Source organism: Salinibacterium sp. (genome assembly GCF_031364185.1).
Taxonomy (GTDB): domain Bacteria; phylum Actinomycetota; class Actinomycetes; order Actinomycetales; family Microbacteriaceae; genus Rhodoglobus.
This window is the reverse complement of record NZ_JANLVV010000052.1, coordinates 1-17,332: the sequence shown is the minus strand read 5'-3', so window position 1 is coordinate 17,332 and position 17,332 is coordinate 1. Positions and strand designations below refer to the sequence as shown.

The following is a 17,332-nucleotide window of genomic DNA, read 5'->3' as shown; positions in this document are numbered from 1 at the left end:
CAATGCCTGACTATCATGGTGTCATGAGCACCACGACCCTGCTGCCGGTAATTGATGCCGCCTCCTGCTGCTCGCCTCTCGTGCGAGACGCGCTGACCCAGTCGCAGGCGGATGACCTTGCCCGGTCGCTGAAGGCCCTGGCCGATCCGGCGCGGCTGCGACTCATCTCGATCATCGCGGCATCCGAGGGACAGGAGGCGTGCGTGTGCGACCTCACCGAGCCGCTGAATATCGGCCAGCCGACCGTCTCGCATCACCTCAGGGTGCTCGTCGAGGCGGGATATGTGACCCGTTCGAAGCGTGGCACCTGGGCCTACTACGCCCTCGTTCCCGGTGCGCTCGACGCGGTCGCCCGGCTGCTGGTCTCGGCGTGAGGACCGCGCTGGCCCGTCGGCTGGGAGCCGAGTTTTTGGGCAGCGCGACGCTGGCCGCGGTCGTGATCGGCTCGGGAATCGCCGCTCAGGCGCTGTCACCCGGCGACACCGGACTACAACTGCTGGAGAATGCCCTGGCGACGGCGCTGGCGCTGCCGGTGCTCATCCTCGTATTCGGCCCCATCAGTGGGGCGCACTTCAATCCGGTTGTATCGCTCGTCGATTCGGCGGTCGGGATGCGCGCCTGGCGCGACACCGCCCTCTACATTCCTGCCCAGGTTGCCGGATGCATCGTGGGAGCCGTCGCCGCCAATATCATGTTCGAGCAGCCAGCGGTCGCCTGGAGCACCACGGATCGCCTCACCGGAGCACACTTCCTGGCCGAGGTCATCGCCACCGCCGGCCTCATCCTGGTCATCTTCGCGCTGGCTCGCAGCAACCGTGCCTCCGTCATCCCCTGGGCTGTCGGCGCCTACATCGGGGCTGCGTACTTCTTCACCAGTTCGACCAGCTTCGCGAATCCTGCGATTACCCTCGGTCGTATGTTCACCGATACGTTCGCGGGAATCGCCCCGGGCTCTGCCCCAGGGTTCATCGCGGCCCAACTGCTCGGCGCGGCGGTGGGGGCCGGGCTCGTGCTCTGGTTCAGTCCGCGGCCATCACCAGTCACGACGGCCGCGAGACGCTGATGGCGCGGCGATTCCCCGGCGCGGTCTACTCGCGCGGCACCGAGCCTGACCCAAGGATCAGTCTCGCCAACGAACGCACCTTTCTGTCATGGATCAGAACGGCACTCGCGCTGGTCGCGGCGGGCGTCGCGCTCGAAGCCCTGGATTTGCCCATCGCCCCAGGGCTGCGCTTTGCGGCGGCGATCCTCTTCGTCGTGCTCGGCCTCATCGCCGCAGCATTCTCGTGGGTGAGCTGGGCCCGCACCGAACTCGCGATGCGGCTCGGGAGCGTGCTACCGGGGCCGTCGCTGTCGGTCATCATCGCGGCCGGTGTGGTGGTGGCCATCGCGCTGGTGGGGGTTGGGCTGCTGATATGACGGAGGCAGGGAACGTCTTCGATCCCGGCCTGCAGCCCGAGCGGACGCTTCTCGCGTGGCGGCGCACGGCCCTCTCGCTCGCACTGGCCAGCGCTGTGGGAATGCGAATCGCGGTAGGTGAGTTCGGTGCGGCTGCCGTGGTGGTCGGCAGTGCGGGGGTGCTGCTCTCGATTGCGGGGTACCTCGGAGCGAGCATCCGGTACCGCAGGATTTATCGCTCACTCGCTGCGGATGGCGTGCTCGCGACCGGTGGCCGACCTCTGGCCGCAATTGCGCTGGCAGCGGTGATCCTGGGTGCAGTCGCACTGTCGTGGCTCCTGGTCGACGGCACCATCACAACCCCCTGACCGCTCCGGGGGCACCTGTTACCGTGGAAGGGCCGCACGGCACCCGCCCTACCGCCAGGAAGCCGCATCCCATGACCAGTCGAGCCCGCACCCGAGCGGCGCTGGGTCGCGCGCGCCGACGCGGTCATGCAAGGCACGGGCTCGCGGTCGGAGCGCTGCTCGGCGCGTTCGCGCTCATCAGTGTGGGGTCGCTGGCGCCGCCTCCCACTGTGAGCGCCGCTGTGAACGCGGGGGCGCCTGCGCAGTCATACGGTTCTGCGAATGCGCAGCAGCTCACCGTACCGGCCACCTCCCAGGCGGTAGCCATCACGCGCGATGCTTACACGGCGACGGCCGGGGTGCAAAGCCTTGCGGCCGGAGGCACGAACTATGACTGGGCGAAGCTGGTGCTGCTGAAGGCGGGCTTCCCGATTACGGAGGGCAGCGTCACGGTCATGACCCGGTGGATGCGCCAGGAGAACGGCGCCGACGACTGGTTCAACCGCAATAATCCTTTGAATAATGGATGGGGTTCCGGCGGAAACAGCGGTCTTGGCAGCTACGACAACCTGCAGCTCGCGGCAGAAAACGCCGCCGAAGCGCTGCACAGCGTCGGGGGATATAGCGAGATCGTCGCCGCATTCGCCGCCTCGGCGCCTACCGAGGTGATCGAATCCGCGATCTGGGCGTCACCCTGGGCATCCAGTCACTACGCCAACGGCGGTCACTGGGCGTACACGCCGGTGCAAATCGTGTCCGCGCCCGACGGCACCTGGTAGCGGCGCGCTAATTGGGGCACTTTCGCGCTTGGCAGGGCCGCACTCCGGCACTGAGGGGCTAGTTGCTGTTTTCGCCACGTCGGCGCACTTCAGGAATGACCAGTTCCGGAACCGCGCGAAGCATGAACATATCGAAGTCCGGAACCGTGAAGGCCGCATAACCGTGATCAGGCGTGTAGAGCAATCCCATGTCGATCAGCTCAGCACGGGTAGGTCCGAGTTGGGTAGAGTCACGCTTCATGACCCGAGCTACGTCGGATGCCTTTTGTGGTTCGGGCCCCAATTCAGCCATCGCGCGCATATACGCGGTTTGCAGCGGCGTTGCTCGATCAAGGCGTACGCGGAAGAATGACGTATCGAGCTTGGCCTCGTACGCCTCCCTCGCTATTTCCACATCGTCCGCCGTGATTTCGACTCCCAGCGCGACTTCCCAGACCTGATAGCCGAGCTCCTGAATGAAGTAGGGGTATCCCTTCGTGATTCGAATTGCTGCATCCACCGCACCGTGTGAGTATGTGACTCCTTCCGACAGCGCTGGCTCAGTAATGGCTTTTCTGGCGTCGTCGCCATCCAGCGAACCAATTCGGGGAAATCTAAAAAGTCGCTCAGCGTAGGACTTGAGGAATTGCACCTCATCGATGAGAAGCGCTACTCCGTGTTCTTGCTCCTGAGCGGCTTCTCCGATCGCCAGGAGCGCGTCCGTGAGATCCATTCCGAGATCATGGTGGTCCGCCAGGCCTTCGGCCGCAGGGATGTCCCAACTGACGCTAAACGTTCCGCTGCTGTCAATGGACATTGCGAAAGCTGTGAGCACCTCTGCAGCCCTGCGCCCCCTATCTGTCCATCGTGCCCGCGGTGAAAGCCGAAGTAGGGCGGCTTTCAGCTGGGAGAACATGGCTTGTCGAAAGTGGTTATCGTCGCGCTTGCTGGCCTCAAACTCGATCACTTGCCAGCCAGCGGTCTTCGCGATGTCGACGAACTCGTTAAGGAGGACGGTCTTGCCCACACCCCGCAGCCCGGTAATGATCATTGATTGTTCCGTCCGGCCGCGCGAGAGGCGAGTCAGGAGGGTACTGAAGGCTCGAATGTGCTCATCGCGACCGACGATAGCTTCCGGAGACGCTCCGGCGTTCGGGGTGTAGGGATTGCGACTGCTGTCCTCGGCAAAATTTTATTCGCTTTATTCTGCTTTATCTACATTCGATAAAGCAGAATAAAGTCCCAAAACTAATACTGCCAGGGGTACGGACCCCAGTCGGGTTCGCGCTTCTCCAGGAAGGCATCGCGCCCCTCGACGGCCTCATCCGTGCCGTACGCCAGCCTGGTGGCTTCACCCACGAGCACCTGCTGGCCAGCCAGCCCGTCGTCGATGGCGTTGAGTGAGAACTTGAGCATCCGGATGGAGGTGGGCGATTTCCCCAGAATCGCCTCGGCCCACTCGATCGCCGTGCTCTCGAGCTCAGCGTGCGGCACCACCGCGTTGACCGTCCCCATCTCGTAGGCGCGCGTGGCGTTGTATTCCTGGCCGAGGAAGAAAATCTCCCGCGCGAACTTCTGCCCGACCTGGCGGGCCAGGTACGCGCTTCCGTACCCTCCGTCGAATGAGCCGACATCGGCATCCGTCTGCTTGAATCGCGCGTGCTCGGAGCTTGCGATCGTAAGGTCGCAGACCACGTGCAGGGAGTGCCCACCACCGGCGGCCCACCCTGGCACAACCGCGATGATGACCTTCGGCATGGTGCGGATGAGTCGCTGCACCTCGAGGATGTGCAGGCGGCCCGTGCTCTTCGTGCCGTCGGCGTACTGGTATCCGTCGCGACCACGGATGCGCTGGTCGCCACCGGAGCAGAACGCCCAGCCGCCGTCTTTCGGGCTCGGACCGTTGCCGGTGATGAGCACGGCACCGATGTGGGTGTTCTGCCTGGCATGGTCGAGCGCGCGGTACAACTCGTCGACGCTCTGCGGGCGAAATGCGTTGCGCACCTCCGGCCTGTTGAAGGCGATTCGCGCGATGCGGCCCGTCAGGTCGTGGTGGTAAGTGATGTCGGAGAGAGCCTCGAAGCCCTCGACATCCTGCCAGCGGGTGGGGTCGAACAGTTCGGAAACCTGGGCCATGAACACAGCCTAACGACGGGCCGCCCAGCCTCGTGGTGTAAACCTGCAAGAGCAACGAAGCATCCACGGAAGAGGTCACCATGGCAGGATCAGTCATCATCGCGGGAGCGCGCACGCCAATCGGGCGGCTCCTCGGCAGCCTCTCTGAGTTCACCGCTCCCGAGCTCGGTGGCATCGCGATCGCCGCTGCGATCGAACGGGCGGGCATCACCGCCGACCAGGTCGACGCCGTCATCATGGGCAACGTTGTGCAGGCCGGAGTCGGCCCTGGCCCTGCGCGCCAGGCCGCTGTCGCTGGCGGGATCTCGCTTAGGGTGCCATCCACTACCGTCAATAAGCTCTGCCTCTCGGGTCTTACCGCCATCGCCATGGCCGACCAGGCGATCGCCGCGGGGCAGCACGAGATCGTGGTGGCAGGCGGCATGGAGTCGATGACCAACGCCCCGCACCTGGTGCGCGGCGCGCGGCGCGGCATCAGTTACGGCAGCCGCCAGTTCGAGGATGCCCTAGACCGAGACGCGCTGGTCGGCGCTATCGAAGGCATCACGATGGGCGCCGCGACGGACCACGACCAGCGCCGGTTTGCCTTCACCCGCGACCAGCAGGACGCGTTTGCTGCGGAATCCCATCGCCGTGCCCACGCGGCCACGACCGGCGGCAGGTTCGCCGCCGAGATCGTCCCCGTCACCACCCGCAAGGGCGCAGTGATTAACGTGGATGAGGGCATCCGCCCCGACACCACGCTGGACACCCTCGCGAGACTGAAGCCCGCCTTCGCGCCGGACGGCACCATTACGGCCGGCTCGGCGTCACAACTCTCGGACGGGGCAGCGGCCTTAGTTATCATGTCGAAGTCGAAAGCGCAGGAACTCGGGCTGAGCTGGATCGCGGAGATTGTCGCCTACGGCACGGTCGCTGGCCCCGACACCTCGCTGCTGCACCAGCCGGCCAACGCGATTCGCGACGCTCTTCGGCGCGACGGCACGCTCACGGTCGATGACATAGACCTGTTCGAGATCAACGAGGCGTTCGCGAGCGTCGCGATGGCTTCCACTGCTGAGCTCGGCGTCGACCCCGCGATCGTCAACGTCAACGGAGGCGCCGTCGCCCTCGGTCACCCCGTCGGTATGAGCGGCGCGAGGCTCGTGCTCGACCTCGCACTCGAGTTGGGCAGGCTCGGCGGAACGCGCATCGGCGCCGCGGGCCTGTGCGGCGGTGGCGGCCAGGGCGACGCCCTGCTCATCCGCGTCGGCTGAGGGCGCGGCCCTACTGATCCGCGTCGGCTGAGGGCGCGGCGGCGGCAGGCCTGTCGCAAGCGCGGCCGTTTGTCGCAAGCGCGGTGCGGCGCCCGGGCGCCGTTGTGACGGATGGGCGCGCTCGCTGCGGATGGGCGCGCTCGCTGGTGGCGGTGGGCGGCGGGTGGTGGCGGTGGCGCCAGGGTCAGGCGGCGAAACTCTGCTTCGCGGCATCCACTGTGCCGAAGTTGCCCAGTTGTTCGCCCAAGCTGGTCATCGCGGCGAAAGTGCCATTCGTGGTCGACTCGATCATCCCCGCGAATTCGCCGTCGCGTTTGCCGATCCAGAGTCCACGCTGGATAACTTTCCAGTGGATGCGACGGCTCGCCCTATCGCCGGTGACCGGGCTCTCGGGGTCGCTGGCGGCAGCGGGCGCTGAGGTCGTGATGGTCATGATGTTGCTCCCCGTTTTACGTCATCGGAAATTCGGAAGACTCGCGCTGGCAGTGCCCTGCTGCCCTGAACTGGTGCATTAAGGATAATTCAACTCTGCGAGCGAGGACATGTCCAGCCCTTGCGGTGAACTTTGAGCAAACGGGGGACATCGGCCTCGCCGCCGAGACTGCGCATACTGCTGTTACATCGCGACGGAAGCCGCACCCTGCGCACATTAGCCAGGGCGGCGAGCGCCGAAACCCAGCGAGGCCCAAAAACTTCGGCGACACGCCGAAAACACAACATGTAGTGGAATGACAAGGGTGTCATTCAGGTTATATAGTGGAGACCCACCCGCAGCATGCGGGTGGGACAGCCGCAAAATCTTCAGCGGAAGAAGCGGCCACACAGGATTTGGGGAGGATTGCCATGGAGAACGACAGCTACAACAGTGACAACTACGGCAACGGTGACAACGTCGGCGGATACGCAGTTCCCGTTGACCCGATGGACCTTCTGCAGTGCGATAGCTGCCAGTAGGCGCTCGCACCCTCGGACTGCGCCACCGAAAAATTTCGCAACCCCGGCGCCCTAGTGGCGGCCGGGGTTGTGTTTTTCCCGCGGCGGTGTGGGCCGCATGCCGATAGGTAGGCTGGGATGGTGCCAGTGAATCCAGACATCCAGGGACGGGTGTTCGCGCCGACTGCCCCCTATCTTGTGGGGCGTGAGAAGGTGCGTGAGTTCGCCCGGGCCGTCTTCGCCTCCAACCCCCTCAATTTCGATGTGGATGCCGCCCTGACCGCGGGCTACTCCGACGTCGTGGCCCCGCCAACCTTCCCCGTCGTCGTGCAGGAGGCAACCCTCGCGCAACTGCTGGCCGAGCCCGACGCCGGCATCGACTTTTCGAGGGTCGTGCACGGCGAGCAGCGTTTCAGCTATACCAGGCCGATTGTGGCCGGAGACGAGCTGACCGCCACGCTGACCGTCACGAGCGTCAAGTCTCTCGGTGGCAACTCCATGGTGACAGCAGAATCGATGATCGTGGATGCCTCGGGCTCGCACGTAGTCACAGCCATCTCCACACTCGTGGTGAGGGGCGACGCATGAGCGACCTGACCGTGGGGGACGTGGTTGCTGAGCGCACCTTCCCGATCACGCGCGATTCGCTGGTGCGCTACGCGGGCGCATCCGGAGACTTCAATGCCATCCACTACCGGGATGACACCGCGCAATCGGTAGGGCTTGCGGGGGTGCTGGCGCACGGGATGCTCACCATGGGTCTCGCGGTGCAGCCGGTGGTCGACTGGCTGGGGGAGCGTGGCATCGTGCTCGACTACCAGGTGCGCTTCACCCGACCCGTGCTGGTGGATGCCTCGACCGGGGCGAGCGTCACCGTGGTCGCGAAAGTCGGCGCCACCGACGAGGACTCCACGCGCATCGACCTCACCGTGACCGCCGCCGACCAGACCGTGCTCGGCAAGGCCCAGGTCAGGGTCTCGCTCACCTGATGTTGCTCTCCGAGCTCACGACCATGCGGGTGGGGGGTCCAGCCGCTCGCCTAGTGGATGCCACGACTCGCGATCAGCTGGTGACCGCCGCCCGCGCCGCCTGGGCCGACGGCGACGAGTGGATCGTGCTCGGGGGCGGATCCAACGTGGTCATCTCCGATGAGGGATTCGATGGCACGGTCATCCGGGCCCTCAGTCGTGGCATTGCGCAGCACGAGCATGGCAACGCAGTGCGCATAGAGGTGCAGGCTGGCGAGCCGTGGGACGCGGTGGTCGACTACGCGGTGGCGAACGGGCTCGCGGGCATCGAGGCGCTCAGCGGCATCCCGGGGTCGAGTGGCGCGGCTCCCATCCAGAACATCGGCGCCTACGGGCAGGAGCTCGGCGACACCCTTGTCTCGGTCCAGTTTTTGGACTATCTGACCGGCAAGGTCGAGCACCTCACCGCCGAGCACCTCGGGTTCGGGTATCGCACCTCGACGCTGAAGCGCGGCAGGGAGGGTGTCGTGCTGGCGATTGAGCTCGAGCTGGTCGCCGCATCCCGGGGTGCGGTGGCCTATCCGCAGCTTGCGCAGGCACTCGGCGTGCCCCTCGGCACCGAGGTGCCTCTCGCCCAGGTGCGTGCGAGCGTGCTGTCGCTGCGGGCCGCGAAGGGGATGGTGCTCGACCCCGCCGACCCGGACTCGGTCAGCTGCGGCTCGTTCTTCACCAATCCGATCGTCGACGAAAACCTGGCACGCACCCTGCCGATGGATGCTCCGCGGTGGCCGATGGCACCCGACGAGCCCGACGTGGCAGTCCCGTTGGGCCAGCAGCCGCCCGAGCGCCATGACGCAGGACCGCGCCTGGTCAAACTCAGCGCGGCCTGGCTGATCGAGCACTCCGGAATCGGCAAGGGCTTTGCGCTGCCAGGCTCACGGGCGGGGATCTCGTCGAAGCACACTCTCGCCCTGACGAACCGCGGAGGCGCGACCGCCGAGCAGGTCGCCGAACTCGCCCGCTTCGTGCAGGCCCGTGTTCTCGCCGAATTCGGAATAACGCTGGTTGCCGAGCCGGTGGCGATCGGACTGCAGCTGTAGGTCTGCCGAGCGACACCCGCTACAGCAGACCCAGCTCCATCGCACGCGTGACAGCGCGGGTGCGGTCACCGACCTCGAGTTTCTCGAAAACGTGCAAAAGGTGGGTCTTGACTGTGGCCTCGCCAAGAAACAGCTTCTTCGCTATCGCCGGGTTGCTGTTGCCCTGCGCGACGAGGGCCAGCACCTCAGTTTCACGCGGGCTCAGGGTGATCGCCGGCCGTGCCACCCGCTTCACGAGCATGGCCGCGATGGACGGCGCGAGCGCAACCTCGCCGCGAGCTACCGAGCGCACTCCGGCCAGGATCTCGTCCTGCGGCGCTGCCTTCAACAGGTATCCACTCGCGCCAGCCTCGATCGCCGTCAGGATGCTCGCATCCGTCTCGTACGTGGTGAGAATCACGACGCGAGCATCGGGGGCCGTCGAGAGGATGCGGGCCGTCGCGGCGTCACCGTCGAGCCCGGGCATCCTGAGGTCCATGAGAATCACATCGGGTGCCAGCGTCGCAGCGAGCGCAACGGCCTCGAGACCATCCGATGCTTCACCCACGACCTCGATGTCGTCCGCTGCCGCCAGTAGCGCCACAATACCTCCGCGCACGATCGGGTGGTCGTCGGCCACCAGCACGCGGATCATGCCCATACGCCCATCATGCCGTTACACCAAGCGGCAGTGTCGCCGTGAGCACGGTCCCCGCTGGCGAGCTCGAGATGTCGAGCGTTCCTCCGACGAGCGCGAGTCTGCTGCGCATGCCGTCGAGGCCGAAACCACTGGTGGGTGCATCCTGGTCGAAACCGGTACCGTCATCGGTCACCCGCAGGGCCACGGAACCGTTGTGGGCCCACGCGCTCACCGTAGCCACGCAGCCAGCCGAATGCTTGCGCACGTTGGCCAGACCCTCCTGCGCGCATCGCAACACCACCACCTCGGTGTCGCGGTCGAGCTCGGGGAGCCCGGAGGCCGAGACCGAGACCTCCATTCCGGTCTCCCGCGCAAATCTCTCGCCCAACCGCTGGAGGGCACCCGAGATGCCGCCACTCAGCGCAACGGGGGTTCCGGATGCGACGAGCGCGCGTGTCTCGGCGAGTGCGGTGCGCGCACCCTCCTCGAGCATGCTGAGCGTGGCCGAGGGCGAGGTGCGGCTCGACAATTCTCGCTGGGCCCGCTGGGCGAGCATCACGAGACCGGTGAGATCCTGGGCTATCGTGTCGTGGATTTCGCGGGCCAGTCGTTCCCGCTCACTGGAGACCCCGGCGTCCCGGTCGAAAATCGATAGTTGCTCCTGCGCTGTGCGCAGCTCACCCAGCAGCCTCAGGCGCTCCTCACTCTGGTTCGCGATCGACGTGATCCACGAGCCGAGCGCGAGGGCGAACGCAAGCGATGCTGCCTCGATCACTAGCGCCACCACGAGCGAACCGGTGCCGAGATAGATGCCGATCCCGATCGCGACGGCGAGCATCACGTTGGCGATCACGGCTCGCCGTGTGCTCTGGATCAGAACCCAGATGAGCGGATACGCCACGCATTGGATCGTCGCCATTGCGGTCTCGAAACCGGCGGCTGCGGCCGAAATCACGATCAGCAGGGGGATGAACGCGGCCAGCGCCGTCTGGCTGGTCGACGCGCATCGACCCAGCGTGAACCACGCGATCACGAACGCGGCAATGCAGAGCAGGCCGCCAGTGAGCGAAAACGTGGTGGGCGTGCTCACGAGCAGCAGCGCGATGAGGACCACCGCGATCCCGGGGACCGCGATGTTCCACCACCGGTTGCTCGTCACTCAGCTGTCTTTGCGGATCCAGCGGAACGTCATCCGGGTGGCCGCAAGACCCACCACCAGCCAGATCGCGGTCACGATGGCAACACCAGGGAGGTCCCAGGTGCCGCCCTGCTCGATGGCCGCGAAGTTCTCGGGAAGGAACACCGATCGCATTCCCTGCGCCATCCACTTCAGCGGAAAGACGCTGGCCACGTTCTGCAGCCACTCCGGTAGCTGCGAGAAGCCGAGGTACACCCCGGAGATGAACTGCAACACCAGCGCGATCGGGATGATGACGGCCGTGGCGCTCTTGCCACTGCGGGGCAGCCCGCTCAGCGCGATGCCAAGGATTGCGGAGGTCGACACCCCCAACACGAACACCCACGCGAACGTCGCCCATTTGGCCGGATCGGTGGGGAGCTCGACCTGGAACACGACCCGCGCCACCAGTAGCAGCAGGGCTGCCTGCATGATGCCCGTGACGAAGACCTGCCCGATCTTGCCGATGAAATAGCTCAGCACCGGCAGCGGGGTGCCGGCAAAACGCTTGAGGGTTCCGTCACCCTTCTCACCTGCGATGTCGATCGCGAGATTCTGCAGGCCGCTCAGGAGTAGGCCGGCGGCCAGCATCCCGGGCAGGTAGAAGGATGCGGCGGTCAGCGGTTCGGCGTCGGAGCCGAAGTTCTGCTCGCTGAACGCGACCGAGAAGATGGTCAGCATCACCAGTGGGAAGAGGAACGAGAAGAAGACGGCGTCACCCTGGCGGAAGTAGGTCTTCACCTCGTAGCCGATGCGGCTGAGGCCGAGCTTCACGGTGCGGCCGGCAGGCAGGATCGACGTGGTAGTGGTCATGATGCATCCTCCAGAAGGTCTGCGTTGCCCAGGGTCGAATGTTCGGCGACGAGCCGCAGGTAGATGTCCTCGAGACTGGGGCGAATAATCTCCAGAGACTCGGGCTCGCCCACCCTGGCGACGATCTTGGCTACCTCGAGGCCCGGCTCTGGGGTGCGGACATCGTGCACCCTGCCGTTCTCGCGCCAGCGCACAATCGGCACCCTGGCCTCGGCGCCACCGATCTCGTCGATGCCGCCAATGTCGATCAGCTTCCCTCCGGCAATGACGCCGGCGCGGTCGCCCAGCTGGGCCGCCTCGTCGAGGTAATGGGTCGTGAGAAGGATGGTGGTGCCATCCTGTTTCAGCCCATCGATGAGCTGCCAGAACTGGCGGCGGGCCTCGGGGTCGAACCCGGTGGTGGGTTCGTCCAGGAAGAGCAACTCGGGGCGTCCGATGATCCCGAGTGCGACATCCACTCGCCGACGCTGCCCCCCGGACAGCTTGCGGATCAGCGTCTTCTGCTTGTCCTGCAGCCCCACTGCGGCGATCACCTCGTCGACATCGCGCGGCCGCGGGTAGAGCCCGGCGAAGTGGGTGAGCTGCTCACGCACCGTCACGTTGCCGCTCTCGCCCGTGGACTGCAACACAATCCCGAGACGCGCCTTCCATTCGAGCCCGCCCTTGCCGGGGTCGACGCCGAGCACGCTCGCCTCCCCACCGGTGCGGTCGCGATAGCCCTCGAGGATCTCGATCGTGGTCGACTTGCCGGCGCCGTTCGGGCCGAGCAGGGCGAAGGTCTCGCCGCGGTGGATGTCAAAGCTCACGTCATCGAGGGCGGTGAAGCTGCCGTAGCGCTTGTGCAGGTTGCGGACGCTCACGACCGAGTCGGTTGAAGTCATATCCTAATGATGCCGCCTCCCAGGCGCAGACAACAGCCGCGAACCGGGTGACCTCGCATCCACCGACCGGTGGATGCGGCGCGCCGGCGCGCTCGCCCCGCCCCGGCAACCCCGCGGCGCCCGTACCGCCCCGGCCCCGTTCCGCGCCCAGCCGGTGCCGCTCCCGCCGCCGCCCCGCTGCCGCCGCCGGTTTCGTAAGTGAGAGTGCACGTGTGGCCTCTTTCGCAGCTCTTCCGGGGCCACAAGTGCGCTGTGATCATTCCTCGAGTTAGCAATAGCGGCGGCGGATACCTCAGCGGAGTCGGCCCCTCAACGAGAGTCTCGGCGCCCCAGTGCGCGAACAGGTGTCGTCTAAGCGAACAATCTGGGTCAGACCGGCCAGCCTGGCTTGAGCGATCGGGCATCGGTGCTGAGGATGCTGGCGAACCAGGCATCACGTCGGTGGTCGCGGTGCGGCAGCGACTGTCGGCGCATCCCCTCGTAGCTCATTCCGATCCTCCGCGCGACGGTGGCCGAGCCGAGGTTGCCGACGACGGCGCACCAGTCGATGTGGGTGAGGGCGGCACCGTCGGGACTGAACCCGAAATCGATGATCGCGACGGCGGCTTCGGTCATGATGCCTCGGCCCCGGTGGGGGAGGCCGAGCCAGAACCCGATCTCAGCCGACCGTAGCTCGCGCGGCTTCAGCACGATCACCCCCAGCAGGGAGGTGTCTCCGGAAGAACGTATTGCCCACAGCCACGGAGCTTTCGGCGCGTACCCTTCCGTATAGCTTGCTGCCGCGGCCTGCGTATAGGGCACCGGCACCGGCACGTAGTGCTGCAGTGCCGGGTCGTTGCAATACTTGAAAACGGCCGACGTGTCGGCGGGGGTGACCGGGTCCAGCACGAGCCGTTCCGTCATCAGCGTTGGGGGAATCGTCAGCGCCACCGGGGTCATGAGCGACGGACGAAGCCGACGCGGTCATAGACCTTCGCGAGCGTGGCGTCGGCGATCACGGCGGCCCGGTCTGCATTGGCGGTGAGGATGCGGTCGAGTTCTGCACGGTCATCCAGCAGCTCAAGAGTGCGTGCTCGAATGGGGCTGAATGTGTCGATGACCACCTCGGCGACGCCCTTCTTGAAGTCGCCGTAGCCGTGGCCGTCGTATTCGCGCTCAATGTCGGCGACGGGCCGCCCCGAGAGCACCGAACAGATCGTCAGCAGGTTCGAGATGCCCGGCTTCTCGGCAGCATCGAACCGCACCTCGCGCCCGCTATCCGTCGCGGCCGACTTGATCTTCTTCGCCGTGACCGTCGGCTCGTCGAGCAACCACACCACGCCCGCCGCCGACGAGGCTGACTTGCTCATTTTATTGGTCGGCTCCTGCAGGTCGTAGATCTTCGCGGTCTGCTTCTGGATGGCCGCGGCAGGCTCCACGAAGGTGTCACCGAAGCGCGTGTTGAAGCGGTTCGCGAGGTCGCGCGTGAGCTCGATGTGCTGGCGCTGGTCTTCACCGACCGGCACGATCGCCGCCTCGTACAGCAGGATGTCGGCGGCCTGAAGCACGGGGTACGTGAACAGGCCGACATTGGTACCATCTGACCCCTGCTTCTGGGACTTCTCTTTGAACTGGATCATGCGCGAGGCCTCACCGAAGCCGGTGATGGTGTTCAGGATCCAGGCGAGTTGTGGATGCGCCGCCACCTGTGACTGCACGAACAGGATTGACGCCGCCGGGTCGATTCCCGCTGCTATGTACTGGGCAGCAGTTCGTCTCGTGGCCTCGCGCAGTTGCGCGGGGTCCTGTGGGACCGTGATCGCATGCAGGTCCACCACACAGAACACGGCGTCGTGGGTGCTCTGAAGTTCTTTCCACTGCAGCAGCGCGCCGATGTAATTGCCGAGATGCAGAGAGTCGGCGGAGGGTTGCATACCGGAGAAAAGGCGGGGTTTGGTGCTCATCACCCCATCCTCCCAGACGGGAATGACGGGGGGAGCGCAGCGATTGGTACAAGGACAACGATCAAGGGAGCAGAAATTGGAAAAGATTTACACCGCCGTAGCCACCAGCCTCGGCGAGGGTCGAGCCGGCAGCGCCCGCACGAGTGACGGCAGCGTCGAAGTTGAGTTGGCGATTCCCGTCGAAATGGGAGGGCCGGGAGGTGCGACGAATCCTGAGCAGTTGTTTGCCCTCGGCTACTCGGCCTGCTTCCATTCCGCACTGAAGGGGCAAGGCAGGCAGCTCGGCATTCCGGTGGAGAACTCGGCGGTGACCGCCGAGGTCAGTATCGGCAAGAGCGATGGCGGCGTCGGATTCGGGCTTTCGGTGGTGCTTCATATCGAGATGACCGGCGTCTCGCAGGCTGATGCCGAGAGGGTGGTCGCGGCAGCCCATCAGGTCTGTCCTTACTCGAACGCCACGCGCGGCAATATCGAGGTGACGCTCGAGGTCGAGGTCGCCTAGCGGCTCGCCTACACCTCGTAGTCGACCACGACAGGCGCGTGGTCGCTCCAGCGCTGGTCGTGGGTGGCGGCGCGATCCACTGTGTAGTTGCGGGCCGCTGCCGCAAGCTTCGGTGTGGCAACGTGATAGTCGAGGCGCCACCCCGTGTTGGTATCGAACGCCTGGCCGCGCTGCGACCACCAGGTGTATGGCCCTTCCACCTCGCCGGCAGCGACACGCCCGACGTCGACCCAGCCGAGCCCGGTGCCGGTGGTGCCGTCTACCCCTTCGACGGTGACGCCCGCCGGGCCGAAAAACCGGTCGAAGTAGGCCCGCTCCTGCGGGAGGAATCCCGCGTTTTTGCGGTTACCTCTCCAGTTCTTGATGTCGAGCTCGCGGTGACCGACGTTGAGGTCGCCCACGATCACGGCGAGGTCATTATGGGCCATGAGTTCGGGCATCCGTGCCGTCATCGCGTCAAGAAACTTGTATTTCTCGACCTGCTTGGGGGTGTCGACCTCCCCGGAGTGCACGTAGGTGCTCACCACGGTGATGAGTCGCCCGCCCACCTCGTAGTCGGCCTCGAGCCAGCGGCCAGCGCTGTCGAAGTCGTCTGCGCCCAGGGCGACACGGTGGAGGTGCGCGCTGCCTCGGGATGCCAGGGCCACCCCCGCACGGCCTTTCGCCGTCGCGGCGTCGTGCAGGATATTCCACTCGGGCCCGAGCAGGCCTTCAAGGTCTGCGGTGGATGCCCGAACCTCCTGCAGGGCGAGAATGTCGACGCCCCGGGCATTCAGCCACTCGCCCATTCCTTTGCGGTAGGAGGCGCGCACGCCATTGGTGTTCACGGACGCGATGCGAAGCGAGGTGGCCATGAAACAAGCCTAACGAACGCCCCTGACACGGTCGAAAGTCGGGCGAGTGACTGTTGCCCTCGCGCGGCGACCAGTACGTCGAGAACGCCACTTCTGCTGGGTCGCCGGGGGTTTGGGCAGCAAAAGTGGCGTTCTCCCTCTTTGCCAGGCTGGTTGTGAGTCATTTCACGGTCAGTAGAGGAGCAGGGTGATGACGATTAGTCCGGGGTTCACGGCGGTCGAGGTTCGTGAGTTTGTGCATGAGTATCAGTTGGTTCGGTATGGGCAGAAGGCCCGGTGGCTGGTTGAACAGGACGTGCCGTATTCGAGGTTGCGGCGGTGGCAAGACGCGGTGTTCGAGGGAGATCTCGACCGGGCGCTGATCCCGCGAGAGGGTAGTGCTATGACAATGCCACCGAAGAAGCGCACGGCGTTCGAGAGGGCGAGGGCTGTGGAACGCGGCGATCAGGCGAAAGAAGTCGCGCGGTTGTCCGCGCGGGTGCGGGAGTTGGAGGAGACCAACACGGCGTTGGGAAAAGCTATCGGGCTCTTGCACGCGATGAGCGAGGAAGAGCCCGAGAACACCCCAACGCCGACCAATCAGCCCGATTCCTGAGTCAGGAGAACGAGCTGGTCGCGGAGTTGGTCGCAGTGACCGGCTCGCAACGTCAGGCGTTGATGCTCGCCGGGGTGTCGCGCTCCACCTGGCACTACCGCGCCCATCCGCGTGCCGGCATCACTAGCCCGATCCCGCATAAGGACCGCGCCTATCGGTCCCGGATCGACCTGGTCGACCGGGCCGTGATCGCGGGGAAGATCACGAGCGGGTGGGAGGCAGGACACTCGGTCGATCACACGTTCGCGTCGACCTGGGACGAGGGGATCATGATCGCCTCTCGTCGCTCGTGGTGGCGGATCGCGGCGGACATCGTCGACCAGTCCGCCCGCCCGATCGTGCCCACCAGGCGCGGCAGTTCCGCGCCGCGCCAGGCGCCGGTGCTCGTCGCGACAGGCCCGAATCAGGTCTGGAGTTGGGACATCACAGATCTGCGGTCCCCATGGCGGGGCGTCGCGTTCAAGGCGTACTCGATCATCGATATCTACTCCCGCAAGCTCGTCGGCTGCCGGGTCGAGACTCGAGAGGCTGACAACCTTGCCGTCGAGATGTTCCAGACCGCGTTCGCCGAGCACGGGCTCCCGCAGTTCGTCCACGCCGACTCCGGGCCCGCGATGCGCTCGACCCTGCTGAAGGACTTTCTGCACGACTTCGGTATCGCCCAGACCCATAACCGGCCACGGGTCTCCAACGACAACCCGTTCTCCGAGTCCGAATTCCGCACTATGAAGTACCGACCGAACTATCCCGGCACGTTCCACACCCTCGACCAAGCCCGCGCTTTCGTGGCCTCTTACGTGCCTTGGTACAACCAGAACCACAAGCACTCGGGGATTGCCCTGTTCTCACCCGACGAGGTCCACAACGGCAGCTGGCGCACCCTCTGGTGGCACCGCGACCGCACCCAGCAGGCATACTACGCCTCGCACCCCGAACGATTCCGAGCTCGACCGGCCACACCCGCACCCGCTGATATCGTCAGCATCAACCGACCCGAGCAACCGGAAAACGAAAAACCGCTCGAACGACTCCACGCAGCTTGACATCGCCCG

The 17,332-nt window shown here is 65.6% G+C and carries 23 protein-coding genes; 13 read left to right on the top strand and 10 right to left on the bottom strand.

Annotation, left to right across the window (positions count from 1 at the left end; genetic code table 11):
• Positions 1 to 23 precede the first annotated feature (23 nt).
• The 5 genes from RMN95_RS02785 (at position 24) to RMN95_RS02765 (ending at position 2,524) form a co-directional block, all read left to right on the top strand.
• Positions 24 to 374 carry a metalloregulator ArsR/SmtB family transcription factor gene (locus RMN95_RS02785; RefSeq protein WP_309615438.1) on the top strand — a complete coding sequence of 117 codons (351 nt, stop codon included), beginning with the start codon at positions 24 to 26 and terminating at the stop codon, positions 372 to 374.
• Entirely contained in the window at positions 371 to 1,063 is a 693-nt protein-coding gene (locus tag RMN95_RS02780; RefSeq protein ID WP_309615437.1) for an MIP/aquaporin family protein, read from the top strand. Before RMN95_RS02785 ends, RMN95_RS02780 begins: the two co-directional genes overlap by 4 nt.
• A complete protein-coding gene (locus tag RMN95_RS02775) occupies positions 1,063 to 1,419 on the top strand; it encodes a DUF202 domain-containing protein (RefSeq protein WP_309615436.1) in 357 nt (118 codons plus the stop codon). The genes RMN95_RS02780 and RMN95_RS02775 overlap by 1 nt, the downstream gene beginning before the upstream one ends.
• Positions 1,416 to 1,766, top strand: coding sequence for a DUF202 domain-containing protein (locus RMN95_RS02770; protein WP_309615435.1), 351 nt, complete (start codon positions 1,416 to 1,418; stop codon positions 1,764 to 1,766). Before RMN95_RS02775 ends, RMN95_RS02770 begins: the two co-directional genes overlap by 4 nt.
• A 71-nt stretch (positions 1,767 to 1,837) precedes the next feature.
• Positions 1,838 to 2,524 (top strand): hypothetical protein, encoded by a 687-nt coding sequence (locus RMN95_RS02765; protein ID WP_309615434.1) that lies wholly within the window; start codon positions 1,838 to 1,840, stop codon positions 2,522 to 2,524.
• A 58-nt stretch (positions 2,525 to 2,582) separates the two neighbouring features.
• Here the strand turns inward: RMN95_RS02765 and RMN95_RS02760 are convergent, their stop codons facing one another.
• Positions 2,583 to 3,632, bottom strand: a complete 1,050-nt coding sequence (locus RMN95_RS02760; RefSeq protein WP_309615451.1) for an ATP-binding protein — start codon at positions 3,630 to 3,632, stop codon at positions 2,583 to 2,585.
• Positions 3,633 to 3,751: 119 nt separating this feature from the next.
• Positions 3,752 to 4,639: a 1,4-dihydroxy-2-naphthoyl-CoA synthase gene (locus RMN95_RS02755; protein WP_309615433.1), complete on the bottom strand. Its 888-nt coding sequence runs from the start codon at positions 4,637 to 4,639 to the stop codon at positions 3,752 to 3,754.
• Between the two features lie 80 nt (positions 4,640 to 4,719).
• Between RMN95_RS02755 and RMN95_RS02750 the strand changes: the two genes are divergently transcribed.
• Positions 4,720 to 5,895 (top strand): acetyl-CoA C-acyltransferase, encoded by a 1,176-nt coding sequence (locus tag RMN95_RS02750; protein ID WP_309615432.1) that lies wholly within the window; start codon positions 4,720 to 4,722, stop codon positions 5,893 to 5,895.
• A 184-nt stretch (positions 5,896 to 6,079) separates the two neighbouring features.
• Here RMN95_RS02750 and RMN95_RS02745 read toward each other — a convergent pair whose 3' ends face one another.
• Positions 6,080 to 6,328, bottom strand: coding sequence for a hypothetical protein (locus tag RMN95_RS02745; RefSeq protein WP_309615431.1), 249 nt, complete (start codon positions 6,326 to 6,328; stop codon positions 6,080 to 6,082).
• Positions 6,329 to 6,738: 410 nt separating this feature from the next.
• On the opposite strand from RMN95_RS02745, the gene RMN95_RS02740 reads away from it, so the two are divergent.
• The 4 genes from RMN95_RS02740 to RMN95_RS02725 all read left to right on the top strand — a co-directional run bounded on the left by RMN95_RS02740 (position 6,739) and on the right by RMN95_RS02725 (position 8,896).
• Complete coding sequence (locus RMN95_RS02740) at positions 6,739 to 6,849, top strand: ribonucleotide-diphosphate reductase subunit beta (RefSeq protein ID WP_309615430.1); 111 nt, start codon at positions 6,739 to 6,741, stop codon at positions 6,847 to 6,849.
• A 120-nt stretch (positions 6,850 to 6,969) separates the two neighbouring features.
• On the top strand, positions 6,970 to 7,416 hold the full coding sequence (locus RMN95_RS02735; RefSeq protein WP_309615429.1) for a MaoC family dehydratase N-terminal domain-containing protein: 447 nt from the start codon (positions 6,970 to 6,972) through the stop codon (positions 7,414 to 7,416).
• Positions 7,413 to 7,817, top strand: coding sequence for a MaoC/PaaZ C-terminal domain-containing protein (locus tag RMN95_RS02730; protein ID WP_309615428.1), 405 nt, complete (start codon positions 7,413 to 7,415; stop codon positions 7,815 to 7,817). The genes RMN95_RS02735 and RMN95_RS02730 overlap by 4 nt, the downstream gene beginning before the upstream one ends.
• Positions 7,817 to 8,896 (top strand): UDP-N-acetylmuramate dehydrogenase, encoded by a 1,080-nt coding sequence (locus tag RMN95_RS02725; protein WP_309615427.1) that lies wholly within the window; start codon positions 7,817 to 7,819, stop codon positions 8,894 to 8,896. The genes RMN95_RS02730 and RMN95_RS02725 overlap by 1 nt, the downstream gene beginning before the upstream one ends.
• Positions 8,897 to 8,915: 19 nt before the next feature.
• Here the strand turns inward: RMN95_RS02725 and RMN95_RS02720 are convergent, their stop codons facing one another.
• The 6 genes from RMN95_RS02720 to trpS all read right to left on the bottom strand — a co-directional run bounded on the left by RMN95_RS02720 (position 8,916) and on the right by trpS (position 14,329).
• A complete protein-coding gene (locus RMN95_RS02720) occupies positions 8,916 to 9,530 on the bottom strand; it encodes a response regulator transcription factor (RefSeq protein WP_309615450.1) in 615 nt (204 codons plus the stop codon).
• 13 nt (positions 9,531 to 9,543) lie between these two features.
• Positions 9,544 to 10,674, bottom strand: coding sequence for a sensor histidine kinase (locus tag RMN95_RS02715; RefSeq protein WP_309615426.1), 1,131 nt, complete (start codon positions 10,672 to 10,674; stop codon positions 9,544 to 9,546).
• A complete protein-coding gene (locus RMN95_RS02710; protein ID WP_309615425.1) occupies positions 10,675 to 11,505 on the bottom strand; it encodes an ABC transporter permease in 831 nt (276 codons plus the stop codon). It abuts the gene before it with no gap.
• Positions 11,502 to 12,386 (bottom strand): ABC transporter ATP-binding protein, encoded by an 885-nt coding sequence (locus tag RMN95_RS02705; protein ID WP_309615424.1) that lies wholly within the window; start codon positions 12,384 to 12,386, stop codon positions 11,502 to 11,504. Before RMN95_RS02705 ends, RMN95_RS02710 begins: the two co-directional genes overlap by 4 nt.
• A 369-nt stretch (positions 12,387 to 12,755) precedes the next feature.
• Positions 12,756 to 13,325 carry a GNAT family N-acetyltransferase gene (locus RMN95_RS02700; protein ID WP_309615423.1) on the bottom strand — a complete coding sequence of 190 codons (570 nt, stop codon included), beginning with the start codon at positions 13,323 to 13,325 and terminating at the stop codon, positions 12,756 to 12,758.
• Positions 13,322 to 14,329 (bottom strand): tryptophan--tRNA ligase, encoded by a 1,008-nt coding sequence (gene trpS, locus RMN95_RS02695; RefSeq protein ID WP_309615422.1) that lies wholly within the window; start codon positions 14,327 to 14,329, stop codon positions 13,322 to 13,324. The genes RMN95_RS02700 and trpS overlap by 4 nt, the downstream gene beginning before the upstream one ends.
• 76 nt (positions 14,330 to 14,405) lie before the next feature.
• On the opposite strand from trpS, the gene RMN95_RS02690 reads away from it, so the two are divergent.
• On the top strand, positions 14,406 to 14,831 hold the full coding sequence (locus tag RMN95_RS02690) for an organic hydroperoxide resistance protein (RefSeq protein ID WP_309615421.1): 426 nt from the start codon (positions 14,406 to 14,408) through the stop codon (positions 14,829 to 14,831).
• An 8-nt stretch (positions 14,832 to 14,839) separates the two neighbouring features.
• On the opposite strand, the gene RMN95_RS02685 is transcribed toward RMN95_RS02690, so the two are convergent.
• Positions 14,840 to 15,685, bottom strand: a complete 846-nt coding sequence (locus tag RMN95_RS02685; RefSeq protein WP_309615420.1) for an exodeoxyribonuclease III — start codon at positions 15,683 to 15,685, stop codon at positions 14,840 to 14,842.
• Between the two features lie 190 nt (positions 15,686 to 15,875).
• Between RMN95_RS02685 and RMN95_RS02680 the strand changes: the two genes are divergently transcribed.
• Complete coding sequence (locus RMN95_RS02680; RefSeq protein WP_309615419.1) at positions 15,876 to 16,280, top strand: hypothetical protein; 405 nt, start codon at positions 15,876 to 15,878, stop codon at positions 16,278 to 16,280.
• Positions 16,281 to 16,315: 35 nt separating this feature from the next.
• Positions 16,316 to 17,323, top strand: a complete 1,008-nt coding sequence (locus tag RMN95_RS02675) for a DDE-type integrase/transposase/recombinase (RefSeq protein WP_309615418.1) — start codon at positions 16,316 to 16,318, stop codon at positions 17,321 to 17,323.
• Positions 17,324 to 17,332: the final 9 nt, after the last annotated feature.

Coding starts and splice junctions, on each gene's coding strand:
- RMN95_RS02785 (WP_309615438.1), top strand. CDS start 24: ATGAGCACCACGACCCTGCTGCCGGTAATTGATGCCGCCTCCTGCTGC.
- RMN95_RS02775 (WP_309615436.1), top strand. CDS start 1,063: ATGGCGCGGCGATTCCCCGGCGCGGTCTACTCGCGCGGCACCGAGCCT.
- RMN95_RS02770 (WP_309615435.1), top strand. CDS start 1,416: ATGACGGAGGCAGGGAACGTCTTCGATCCCGGCCTGCAGCCCGAGCGG.
- RMN95_RS02765 (WP_309615434.1), top strand. CDS start 1,838: ATGACCAGTCGAGCCCGCACCCGAGCGGCGCTGGGTCGCGCGCGCCGA.
- RMN95_RS02755 (WP_309615433.1), bottom strand. CDS start 4,639: ATGGCCCAGGTTTCCGAACTGTTCGACCCCACCCGCTGGCAGGATGTC.
- RMN95_RS02750 (WP_309615432.1), top strand. CDS start 4,720: ATGGCAGGATCAGTCATCATCGCGGGAGCGCGCACGCCAATCGGGCGG.
- RMN95_RS02745 (WP_309615431.1), bottom strand. CDS start 6,328: ATGACCATCACGACCTCAGCGCCCGCTGCCGCCAGCGACCCCGAGAGC.
- RMN95_RS02740 (WP_309615430.1), top strand. CDS start 6,739: ATGGAGAACGACAGCTACAACAGTGACAACTACGGCAACGGTGACAAC.
- RMN95_RS02730 (WP_309615428.1), top strand. CDS start 7,413: ATGAGCGACCTGACCGTGGGGGACGTGGTTGCTGAGCGCACCTTCCCG.
- RMN95_RS02725 (WP_309615427.1), top strand. CDS start 7,817: ATGTTGCTCTCCGAGCTCACGACCATGCGGGTGGGGGGTCCAGCCGCT.
- RMN95_RS02720 (WP_309615450.1), bottom strand. CDS start 9,530: ATGATCCGCGTGCTGGTGGCCGACGACCACCCGATCGTGCGCGGAGGT.
- RMN95_RS02710 (WP_309615425.1), bottom strand. CDS start 11,505: ATGACCACTACCACGTCGATCCTGCCTGCCGGCCGCACCGTGAAGCTC.
- RMN95_RS02705 (WP_309615424.1), bottom strand. CDS start 12,386: ATGACTTCAACCGACTCGGTCGTGAGCGTCCGCAACCTGCACAAGCGC.
- RMN95_RS02700 (WP_309615423.1), bottom strand. CDS start 13,325: ATGACCCCGGTGGCGCTGACGATTCCCCCAACGCTGATGACGGAACGG.
- trpS (WP_309615422.1), bottom strand. CDS start 14,329: ATGAGCACCAAACCCCGCCTTTTCTCCGGTATGCAACCCTCCGCCGAC.
- RMN95_RS02685 (WP_309615420.1), bottom strand. CDS start 15,685: ATGGCCACCTCGCTTCGCATCGCGTCCGTGAACACCAATGGCGTGCGC.
- RMN95_RS02680 (WP_309615419.1), top strand. CDS start 15,876: ATGACGATTAGTCCGGGGTTCACGGCGGTCGAGGTTCGTGAGTTTGTG.